This is a genomic window from Variovorax sp. LG9.2 (assembly GCF_035018885.1).
Taxonomy (GTDB): Bacteria; Pseudomonadota; Gammaproteobacteria; order Burkholderiales; family Burkholderiaceae_C; genus Variovorax.
On the sequence record NZ_JASJXB010000058.1, the window covers coordinates 1 to 9,927 of the forward strand.

Below are 9,927 nucleotides of genomic sequence, written 5' to 3' on the forward strand. Positions count from 1 at the left end.
CGCTTTCGCGAAGTACGGCGTCGCTTTTTCCAGGATGTCGCGCTCCATCTTCACGCGCGCCAGCTCGGCTCGCAGCCGGCTGATCTCCATCTGCTCGGCGCTCATGGCCTTGCGGTCAGCCCCGCTGAGCTTACCTTCGCGCTTGGCCTTGACCCAGTTGAACAGGGTTTACTCGACCAGCCCCAAAGTGCGTGCCGCCGCCGCGATGCTCTGACCACCCTCGACCAGCCGCACCGCCTCCTGCTTGAATTCGGGCGTGTAGCGCGCTTTTGCCGTCTTCGTCATTTCCGTTCTCCTTACTTGAATTGAAACACTCAGCAAGGGGTATGTTTTTTGAGTGCAAGGTCAGAACGACGATGGTTGTCGGCTCAAACGACGTACGTTGCAGCTTTATCGGGTCCCACTGCGGGGATGAGAGATTGAGACCTGACGCGATGTGATCGCCGTCGAGGACGCTGGCTTCAATCTCACTCCCGTTCGGCAGCGAAAAAGTAACGGAATCGGCGGTCAAGGATTGCCGGGTACCGTCTTTCAAAACAACTAAGACTGTTGATTGGACTGCCATTTATCTCCAGTTGGTGAGTTGACGAATGCATTGATCAGGTACCCAGCGCCGCGGATGGGTGCCAGTGTCATTCAGTCTATTTCACGCCGAAAGGAGTCGTGTCGAATTGACATTCGGATGCAACGATCAGAAGCCATGTCATCCCAACGCGTGACGCCTCCCAAGCAACTTGGCCTGGGTCTAATCCATTCACGAAGATCACGCCATAACGCGAGCTTCTCGACGAGATGGACCGGGTCGTGTCCTGTTTGATCAGATTGCGCATCTTTCCAAGTGGATCCTTCGGATTCAGCGCTGAGCTACGGGTTCAAGGCAGCATCAAGCCCTCTTGGTGCGCTACGCGTTCCAGGGCCGCTTCAAACAAGCCACGCGACACCCCCGCGATGCGCTGCAGGTAGGCGTGCAACTCAGCATCGGCCGGGCTGCGGTTGGCGCAGTCCGCGCTGTAGGACTCAAAGCTCGAAAGCTGCATCAGCAGTTCTGCCACATGGCGCGGGCATTCGCAGGCAAGGGTCGGCGACAGGCCCGCGATCGCCGTCAGTGTGGCGTCGTTGAAGCGACGCGGCGCAATGGGGTTCGCTGCCACGTCTGGCGTATTTCGCCGCACGGACTGCGCGTCGGCCGCTGGGGCGCACTGCACCAACCTAATTTCCAGCGAGGTCGCCCACTTTGCCAGCGAAGCGTCGTCGCCCGGCTCGCGCAGCATCACTGCACCGGCGGCGACAAACGCACTCGTCGCTGCTGCACCCGCGAACCGATAAGCAACCGCCACCTGCCGGACGCGCCAGGCGTCTTGCGCAGCTTTCAGCTCAGGCAGTGCGCTGACTTGTAACCCCGGCGTTTGCCACAGCAGCAAATCGACCGCAACGCCAGCGGCCGCATGGCTGGCTTCAGCGAGCGACTCGAACACTGCCGTCACCCGCCAGGGACGCGTCTGGCGTTGGACCACCGCGGCGCGTTGCAGCCGCAGCGCCAGCGCCTGCCCGACCACGATCAAGCGCAGCGCTGCCGTCCCTCGGGCCGATCGAACACCGTGGCCGGCAGGACTGGCCGAGTGCGTGCTGGTCACTTGCTGCAATTGCGCGGCGTCCAGCGCGGCAATCGAGCCGATGGCATACCCCCGCTCGGTTAACTGCCGCAGCAGCAGCACCCGCTCGACGTCGGCAGCGCCGTAAAGCCGGTGTCCGGAAGGCGCGACGGTGGGGCCTACCGCTTGGTAGCGCTGCTCCCATATCCGCAGGGTCGACACCGGCATCCCTGCCATGCGCGCAACCGCGCCGCTGCGGAAGGTGGGCTGGGCCGCAGGGACAAGCAGCTCTTTGAGGACCATGGATCTTTTTTTGAGTTTGATTTGAGTCGTATTATTGCTTAATTAAGGCTAATTAAACCTTCTTGAGTTGGTTATGAACCTATTCGTCTACCATTTAATAATGTTAGAAACCGCCTCCGCACTCCCGACCGTGTACTTCGTCGGTGGCTACCCGGCCTGCACCCGCGAAGTCGCGATGTACCGGCGTCAGCCAAGCGCCGACGCAGTGGAATGGGTTGACGTCGCGCACTGCGGCGCAGCCGCCTTGGGCGCCGATCTGATCCGGGAAGCGGCCATGGCCCGCTTGCACTTGCGCCGCATCGATGTCAGCCTGATTGGCGGCGCCCAGGCGTTTACCAGCTTGTGGCGTTTGCTGCCACGATCGGCATGGCTGGGCCGCGCATTGGGCGCCGGGCCCGGCCTGCTGGTGCTGGAAACGGGCTATCGCATTTTTCTGGTTGCCCGGCGCGGCTGGCTCACGGCCTGATGAACATGTCAGCGCGCGTCGCAGTCATCGGCGTCAGTATCGCCGGGACGACCTGCGCGCGCCTGCTGACCGACGCCGGCCATTCGGTGCGGCTGTTCGACGAGCCGGGCGGTATCGGCGGCCGCATGACAACCCGGCCTGTTGAGTGGCTGGACGACGATGGGATCGTGCACCATTCGTCATTCGATCATGGCGCACCGGGATTCACCGCACGCTCGCCCGACTTTGTCCGGTTCGTCGACCAGGCCGTGCGTGATGGATTGCTTGCCCGCTGGGTGCCGGTGGTCGCGCCCGGCAGTCACACGCCGCTTGATGTCGCGACACTGTGGGTACCAGTGCCTGACATGTCGTCCTTGTGTCGCGGCATGCTGTCCGATGTTTCGATCAGCCCGGCCTGCGCAGTTGCTGTGCTGCGGCGAGACAACGACGGTTGGCGCGTGGAGAGCGCAGGCGCCGCCGCGGCGCAGGGGTTCAGCCACGTCGTGCTGGCTGTTCCGCCGCAACAGGCTGCGCCGCTGCTGCAGCCGCACCGCCCCGACTGGGCGCAGCAGGCGACCGTGTTACCGATGGCGCCGAGCTGGACGCTGATGGGCGTGACGACTGACACAGAACTTGCAGCTCCGACCTGGGATCTGGCTTGGCCGACGCACGGTGCACTGGCCTGGGTTGTTCACGCCACCACGCCATGGAGCCAGACATACTTAGAAACCCCGGTTGCCGAGGTGCAAGCGATGTTGCAGCAAGCGCTAGCGCAGTTGCTTGGCCGACCGTTGACCTGGCACCACACGGCGGTGCACCACTGGCGCTATGCCTCGGTGCCGCGGGCCGACGCGTCGGCAGCGGCGACCGGCAACTGCTGGTGGAACGCATCTCTGAGCCTGGGCGTATGTGGTGACGCGCTGGGCGGGGCTGGCGTCGAAGGCGCCTGGACTTCCGGACGCGCACTGGCGACCTCCGTCATTGACCGCTATCGCGCCGCGCCGGCTGTCGCCGGTCTGACGGCGGCACGAGCCTGCTGAGATGCCCTGCCCTTTGACTGGAACACTCCTCATCTTCGGCCTGCGGAAAGCAACGAGACCTTCATGAACAAGATGCGACGCACTTTCATCATGGCCGCAGCAGCCGGCAGCGCCGTGCACAGCTGGGCTGCTCAAGCGCAGCGCGAAGTTGACGAAAATAGCGCGTCAGCGCTGGCACTGGGCTACGTGTCCGACGCTATCAAGACCGATATCAAGAAGTTTCCGTGGTCTTCACCGGGCCAGAACTGCAGCAGCTGCATCAGCTTTCGAGGTAAGGCAGGCGATGCAGGCGGTGGTTGCCCGCTTTTTACAGACCAGCTGGTCGCCGGCAAGGGCTGGTGCAGTGCCTGGGCCAAGAAAGGTTAACGATGTCGAACTTACTGAGAGCACAAGATGGTGGTCGCGGCAACGCGTCGAGCGCGGGCCCGGCCGACTTCGCCTTGACGCCCGGACACGCCCTGCCTGCGGCGGTCATCGCCGATTTGCGCACCGACCACGCAGGTGAAATCGGCGCCGTGCGCTTCTACCAGGGAGTGCTAAGGGTCACGCGCGACCCCGCACTGCGATCCTTTGCCGAGCGGCATATGGCCACCGAACAAGCCCATCTGCGGCAGATCGAGGCCTGGCTGCCGCTGACGGATCGCAGTCGACTGCTGCCTTTGTGGCACCTGGCAGGGTGGCTGACAGGCGCTGTGCCGGCCCTGTTGGGGCCGCGTGCGGTGTACGGCACGATCGAGGCCGTCGAGCGCTTCGTCGATTGCCACTATCAGGAACAGATCGAACGACTGGCCGCAGAGCCGTCGTTGGGGCAGTTGCGCCAGACCTTGCAGGACTGCCAAGGCGACGAGGTGGCCCATCGTGAAGAGGCGGCAGCCGCTGGTGGCGGCGGCGACTCTGGTCCAGTGCTGCGCGTTTGGGGCTGGATCGTTGGCGTCGGATCGCGCGGCGCGGTGGCGATCTGCCGCCGCCTGTGAAAGACATCTGCATGAACGCGATCAACCCCGAGATCGAGCGCTTTGACCGGCTCAGCACGACCTGGTGGAACAGCACCGGGCCGATGCGGGCGCTGCATGTCGTCAACGCTTTACGAATGGCATACGCACTCGAACGCATCGAGTCGCACTTTGGGCTGGCGCGCGGAGCGTCGCTGAAGGGCTTGCGCATTCTCGATGTCGGCTGCGGCGGCGGTCTTTTGTCGGAGCCGTTGGCGCGCATGGGCGCCCACGTGGTGGGCATCGACATATCGCCCGGCAACGTGGCGTCGGCCCGGCTGCACGCCGCACGGCATGGCGTCGCGGTCGAGTATCGGCTCGGTGACCCTTCCCAGACGCTGGGCCAGGAAGAACAATTCGATGTGGTATTGGCACTGGAGGTAGTCGAGCATGTCAACGACGCCGCTGCATTTGCCGAGTTCGTGGCACGCCGCGTCGCCGCTGGCGGGCTGCTTTTTGCATCCACCATCGACCGCACTTGGAAGAGCTTCGTACTCGCCATCGTCGCTGCCGAATACGTGATGCGCGTGCTGCCACGCCGAACCCATCAGTGGCGGCGCTTTGTGCGGCCCGCCGAACTGGCCGCTGCAGTAGCCCGTGCGGGCATGCAGCAGACCGATCTGCTCGGCATGCGCTACCTGCCAGTGCTGCATCGGGCCTCCTGGTGTCGCGACACCCGGGTCAACTACCTGGCAGTTTTCGCGCGCGACGCTGTGGCGCCAGCGGGAACACTGCAATGAAGAGCGATCGATCAACCAAGTCAAGCCGCTCTCTTTCAAGGGCAACAAACAGTCACTGCCGAGCAAGATCTGCGTTGCCTGCGGTCGTCCCATGACGTGGCGCAAGAGCTGGGCACGCAATTGGGACGAGGTGAAGTATTGTTCGGACGCATGCAGTAAATCCGGTAGCCATGCGGGCCAGGGTTGAGCAGCACATGACCAACGTACGCACACTGGTTGTGGTTCTCGGCGACCAACTCGACCTCGACGCCGCCGCCTTCGACGGTTTCGATCCCGAACAAGACGCCGTCTGGATGGCCGAGGTGGCCGAAGAGTCGACCCATGTCTGGTCGGGCAAGCCACGCATCGTCATGTTCCTGGCCGCCATGCGCCACTTTGCACAGGCGTTGCGCGACGCCGGCCGGCCGTTGCACTACACAAGCCTGGACGATACGGGCAATGGCGGCAGTCTGGCGGCTGAGTTGCAAGTGACGCTCCAACGACTGAAGCCGCAACGCCTGGTGATGACCGCGCCGGGCGACTGGCGCGTCTGGCAGTCGCTGAACGTCGAGGCCGGAGCGGCTGGCGTGGCGCTGGAGATCTGCGAAGACCGACACTTCTACACCACAGTGCGTGAGTTCGCAGCCCATGCCAAGGGGCGCAAAGCGCTGCGACTGGAGTATTTCTACCGCGAACTGCGCCAGCGCCACGGCGTGTTGGTGAAGGACGGTAAGCCCGAAGGCGACCAGTGGAACTTCGATGCCGACAACCGCAAAGCTTTCGGTGCCGCAGGACCGATGGGCGTGCCCGCGCGCGCCACGTTCGAACCCGATGCGTTGACGCGCCAGGTGATTGCACTCGTCAACCAGCGCTTTGCCAAGCACCCCGGCAATCTGGACAGCTTTGCCTGGCCGGTCACGCGCGAACAGGCGCTGGCGTCGCTGCACTCGTTCATCGAACAGCGCCTGCCGCTGTTCGGCCACTATGAAGACGCGATGTGGCCCGGCGAGCCCTGGCTTTATCACTCGCACCTGTCGGCTGCACTCAATCTCAAGCTGCTGAACCCGCGCGAAGTGGTGCAGGCCGCCGAGGAGGCGTACCGCGGGGGCCGCGCGCCGCTGCAAAGCGTGGAAGGTTTCATCCGCCAGATCCTGGGCTGGCGCGAATTCGTGCGCGGCATTTACTGGACGCAGATGCCTGGCTACGCCGAACGCAACGCGCTCGATGCGCAGCAAGCTCTACCGGCCTGGTACTGGACCGGCCAAACCGACATGGCGTGCCTGCGCGACGCGTTGCTGCAGACGCTGCAGCACGGCTACGCGCACCACATCCAGCGCCTGATGGTGACCGGTCTGTTCGCGCTGCTGCTGGGTGTGCGTCCGCAGGAGGTGCACGCGTGGTACCTGGCGGTGTATGTGGATGCCGTCGAGTGGGTGGAACTGCCCAACACGCTGGGCATGAGCCAGTACGGCGATGGCGGCCTGATGGCCAGCAAACCGTATGTCGCCACCGGCAAATATATCCAGCGCATGGGCGGGCCCTGCACCGGCTGCCGCTACGACCCGGCGCTGCGCGAAGGCGAACGTGCCTGCCCTTACACCACGCTCTACTGGGACTTTCTGATGCGCCATGAACCGCTGCTGCGGAAGAACTCGCGAATGGCGCTGCAGGTCAAGAACGTTGACCGAATGAGCGACGCGCAACGGCAGGCAGTGACGCAGCGCGCAGATGCGATCCGCGCCGGCCAGGTGGGCGTGAGTTCATGAGCTGTCACAGCGCCTTCGTGCCGACCCGGGCCGCAGCGCTGGCCCGCATCGCCGCCGTACGGCCAGCCGACTACGCGCGCACTCGCAATGCAATCGAAGGTGCGGTGACCCAGCTGTCGCCCTACATCACGCACGGCTTGGTCACGCTGCCGGAGGTGCTGGCCAGAGTCGCAGTCCGGCACCGGTTGGACCTGCAACACAAGTTCGTTTTCGAACTCGGTTGGCGTGAGTTCTTCCGCCATGTCTGGGCGCAACGCGGCGACGACGCCATCCTGCAGTCGCTGCACGAGGGTCCGATGCCCGCCGACGCCTATGCGAGCGAGTTGCCAATAGACATCCGCCAGGCGCGCACTGGCGTGCCGGCCATCGACATGGCCGTACGCACGCTGTATGCCACTGGCATGCTGCACAACCATGCGCGCATGTGGCTGGCCAGCTACGTCGTGCATCTGCGCAAGGTGCACTGGCGCGCCGGCGCCGATTGGCTGTACGCCCACCTGCTCGACGGCGACCTCGCCAGCAATCACCTCAGTTGGCAGTGGGTGGCCGGCACAGGCAGCAGCAAACCCTATCTCTTCAATGCAGAGAATGTGGCGCGCTACGCACCGGCAGGTTGGCACAGTGAGGGTAGCGTGATCGACCGGTCTTATGACGCGCTGGACGTCATCGCACGCAGTCGGTGGACCCCGCCCGTTTCTGCCGCGCGCGACGGCGTCGATGAGCCCGAACGGTTGCATCGGCCTTCCGCGATGGGCGCTGTGACCGCGCCTCTGGCGATCGATCTGGTTGGCCGCGACGTCTGGCTGGTCCACCCATGGGCCTTGGACGAGCCGCCGCGCGACCTGCCCGCCGGCTGTCTGTGCGTGGGGCTGCTGCTGTCGGACTTTCATGATGTCTGGCCGTGGAGCCCCGCTCGCTGGGCATTCGTGGGGGCGCGGCTGGCCGAAGTGGCACCGCTGTCTTTGTCTGGCAGCCGCGAACACGCCACGTTGGTCTTGGCCGGCGCACGGTCGGTTCAGACCCTGGCCGATCCACATGTTGATGCGCTGTTGCCCGCCTCAGTGATTCGACGCCCGGCACCGCGCCTGTTCGCCCAAGTCGAGCGGCCGTGCGCCTCGTTCTCGCGCTGGTGGACAGGTGCAACGCGCGGCGCACAGACCTTGCACGAGTTACCCGGACTGTCGCAGTGGCTTGACCGCGGATCAGCCGGGCCACTCTTCGATCAGTCTGAGCAAGCTGAACTGTCGTGATCGCCGGAATCGAGGCCGCGCGGATGTTCCGCAAAGGCCCGCTGGGCCGCCTCAAAAAAACTGCGCTGCCTTGCCGACACGTCACATTGCTGTCTTAAAGCGCTCCTAAGGTGCAACTTCATTCACATGCGCCCTTCGTCTCCTGTCAACACACTGCTGCGCCTCTCGATTCAACCGGGTTCGAGAGCGCCTGCGCACGGGCCTTTGCAAGGGCTCATGGACGACGGCCGGCTCCACGCAGTTTTCCAGCCGCTGGTCGATCTGCGAAACGGCGCGGTGTATGGCCACGAGGCGCTGATACGCAGCCCCGTCGATGGGCCGCTGCATATGCCCAGCGTGCTCTTCGAATGCGCGACGCTCGAGTCGAGCGTGATGCTATTCGAGCTGAAGTGCGTCGACGTCATCCTCGCGCAATGGTTCGCGTAGGGGCAGGATGGCACCCTGTTCGTCAACCTGAGCGCCGACGCGCTGGTTCGGGCGGCAACCACCGTACTGCCCCGCATGCTCGCCAACTCGGGGGTCGATCCACGCAAGCTTGTCATTGAACTGACTGAGCATGAACGTGCGACCGACCCGCAGGCGCTGGTGCGCACGGTCAAGTCGCTGAGCGCAGCCGGCATACGACTCGCGCTGGACAACTTTGGCGACGGCCATTCGAACTTGCGCCGATGGGCAGTGTCCGCGCCGAAGTAGAACTGAGCCATCGGGGGGTCAATTTTCGGCCGGCGCCAACAGGCCAGACCGAACAAGCTGAACAGCTGTGCCGTGTTCTTGGCCATCCCCTTGTAGCGCGCCTTCTTGTGACCAAACAGGTTCTTGACCATATGGAACGGATGTTCGACCTTGGCGCGGATGCTGGCCTTCATCTTCTCCGCACGTTCGGCCAGGAACTGGGGCTCGATGAACTCGTTGAGCTTTCTGCGCTTGCCCCGACGCATGGCAACGTGCCAGGTCGGTCCTTGCGCTTCAGCTCGCTTGGTCGCCCTGGTAGCCGGCGTCACCGAAGGCCGCATGCTCTTCACCATGCAGCAATGCACCGGCGACATTGATGTCACTCACGTTGGCTGCGGTGCCCACCACCGTATGTACGAGGCCCGACTGTGCGTCCAGACCGATGTGCGCCTTCATTGCGAAGTGCCATTGCCTTGACGAGGTGGGCGTTGATCTCCTCGAACAGCGCCTTGGTGAGGTCGTTGTCCAGCAGCAGGCGCCTGAACTTGAGTAGCGTGGTGGCGTCGGGCACCGATTCGCGCGACAGGTCGATGCCCACGAAGTCGCGCAGTGCCTGGCTGTCGTACAGGGCTTCTTCCAGCGCCTCGTCGGCCAGGCCGTACCCTCGGCCAGAAACTCCTCCCGGCGCGTTCGCTTCTTCTTCAATGCGTACTCGGCGCTGGCAAAGCTGCGTTGGTTCATGTCGGGCGCCCTTTGGAATGTGGTCTTCTTGTGCATGCATGAGGCGTGCCGGGATCGATCAATTGATCAGATGGTGTGGGCGCCTCCCTCCTACCGCACTGCTTGCACTGCGCCGCGGGAAGTGCCAGATTGACGATCCCACCGTCAACATCCAAATGGAGACCATCATGGAACGTACCGTCATTGCCGTCGACATTGCCAAGAAGGTGTTTCAGCTGCACTGGGTCGAGCTGGACACCGGCTGCATCGAGCGATTGCAGTTGAAGCGCGCCAGGATGCTGGAGTGGTTTGCCAACCGCACTGCGGCTCTGGTTGTCATGGAAGCCTGTGGCGGTGCTCACGACTGGGGCCGGGCTCTGATTGGATTGGGCCACGAGGTGCGACTCATCTCACCCAGGAAGGTGCGG

Annotated in this window: 11 protein-coding genes and 3 pseudogenes; 11 read left to right on the top strand and 3 right to left on the bottom strand. The window is 63.9% G+C overall.

Annotation, left to right across the window (positions count from 1 at the left end):
- A pseudogene (locus QN413_RS26245) lies at positions 1-285 on the bottom strand (transposase); the annotation flags it as partial.
- 587 nt (positions 286-872) lie between these two features.
- The gene (locus tag QN413_RS26250) at positions 873-1,895 is read right to left on the bottom strand and encodes a MerR family transcriptional regulator (RefSeq protein ID WP_323499521.1); all 1,023 of its coding nucleotides are present in this window, start codon (positions 1,893-1,895) and stop codon (positions 873-875) included.
- Positions 1,896-1,995: 100 nt separating this feature from the next.
- Here QN413_RS26250 and QN413_RS26255 point away from each other — a divergent pair, with 100 nt between their 5' ends.
- The 10 genes from QN413_RS26255 (at position 1,996) to QN413_RS26300 (ending at position 8,800) form a co-directional block, all read left to right on the top strand.
- On the top strand, positions 1,996-2,361 hold the full coding sequence (locus tag QN413_RS26255) for a DCC1-like thiol-disulfide oxidoreductase family protein (protein WP_323499522.1): 366 nt from the start codon (positions 1,996-1,998) through the stop codon (positions 2,359-2,361).
- Positions 2,362-2,366: 5 nt separating this feature from the next.
- Positions 2,367-3,380, top strand: coding sequence for an NAD(P)/FAD-dependent oxidoreductase (locus tag QN413_RS26260; protein ID WP_323499523.1), 1,014 nt, complete (start codon positions 2,367-2,369; stop codon positions 3,378-3,380).
- A 63-nt stretch (positions 3,381-3,443) separates the two neighbouring features.
- Complete coding sequence (locus QN413_RS26265) at positions 3,444-3,746, top strand: high-potential iron-sulfur protein (protein WP_323499524.1); 303 nt, start codon at positions 3,444-3,446, stop codon at positions 3,744-3,746.
- A 2-nt stretch (positions 3,747-3,748) separates the two neighbouring features.
- The gene (locus tag QN413_RS26270) at positions 3,749-4,354 is read left to right on the top strand and encodes a demethoxyubiquinone hydroxylase family protein (RefSeq protein ID WP_323499525.1); all 606 of its coding nucleotides are present in this window, start codon (positions 3,749-3,751) and stop codon (positions 4,352-4,354) included.
- An 11-nt stretch (positions 4,355-4,365) separates the two neighbouring features.
- Entirely contained in the window at positions 4,366-5,112 is a 747-nt protein-coding gene (gene ubiG / locus QN413_RS26275; RefSeq protein WP_323499526.1) for a bifunctional 2-polyprenyl-6-hydroxyphenol methylase/3-demethylubiquinol 3-O-methyltransferase UbiG, read from the top strand.
- A gap of 55 nt (positions 5,113-5,167) precedes the next feature.
- Positions 5,168-5,299, top strand: coding sequence for a DUF2256 domain-containing protein (locus QN413_RS26280; RefSeq protein ID WP_409054741.1), 132 nt, complete (start codon positions 5,168-5,170; stop codon positions 5,297-5,299).
- A gap of 7 nt (positions 5,300-5,306) precedes the next feature.
- Positions 5,307-6,857 carry a cryptochrome/photolyase family protein gene (locus QN413_RS26285; protein ID WP_323499527.1) on the top strand — a complete coding sequence of 517 codons (1,551 nt, stop codon included), beginning with the start codon at positions 5,307-5,309 and terminating at the stop codon, positions 6,855-6,857.
- The gene (locus tag QN413_RS26290) at positions 6,854-8,107 is read left to right on the top strand and encodes an FAD-binding domain-containing protein (RefSeq protein WP_323499528.1); all 1,254 of its coding nucleotides are present in this window, start codon (positions 6,854-6,856) and stop codon (positions 8,105-8,107) included. Before QN413_RS26285 ends, QN413_RS26290 begins: the two co-directional genes overlap by 4 nt.
- A gap of 126 nt (positions 8,108-8,233) precedes the next feature.
- A complete protein-coding gene (locus QN413_RS26295) occupies positions 8,234-8,533 on the top strand; it encodes a hypothetical protein (RefSeq protein WP_323499529.1) in 300 nt (99 codons plus the stop codon).
- Between the two features lie 15 nt (positions 8,534-8,548).
- Positions 8,549-8,800, top strand: a complete 252-nt coding sequence (locus QN413_RS26300; RefSeq protein WP_323499531.1) for an EAL domain-containing protein — start codon at positions 8,549-8,551, stop codon at positions 8,798-8,800.
- A gap of 41 nt (positions 8,801-8,841) precedes the next feature.
- Here the strand turns inward: QN413_RS26300 and QN413_RS26305 are convergent.
- Positions 8,842-9,566, bottom strand: a pseudogene (locus QN413_RS26305) (transposase); the annotation flags it as partial.
- Positions 9,567-9,687: 121 nt separating this feature from the next.
- On the opposite strand from QN413_RS26305, the pseudogene QN413_RS26310 reads away from it, so the two are divergent.
- Positions 9,688-9,927: pseudogene (locus QN413_RS26310) on the top strand (IS110 family transposase); the annotation flags it as partial.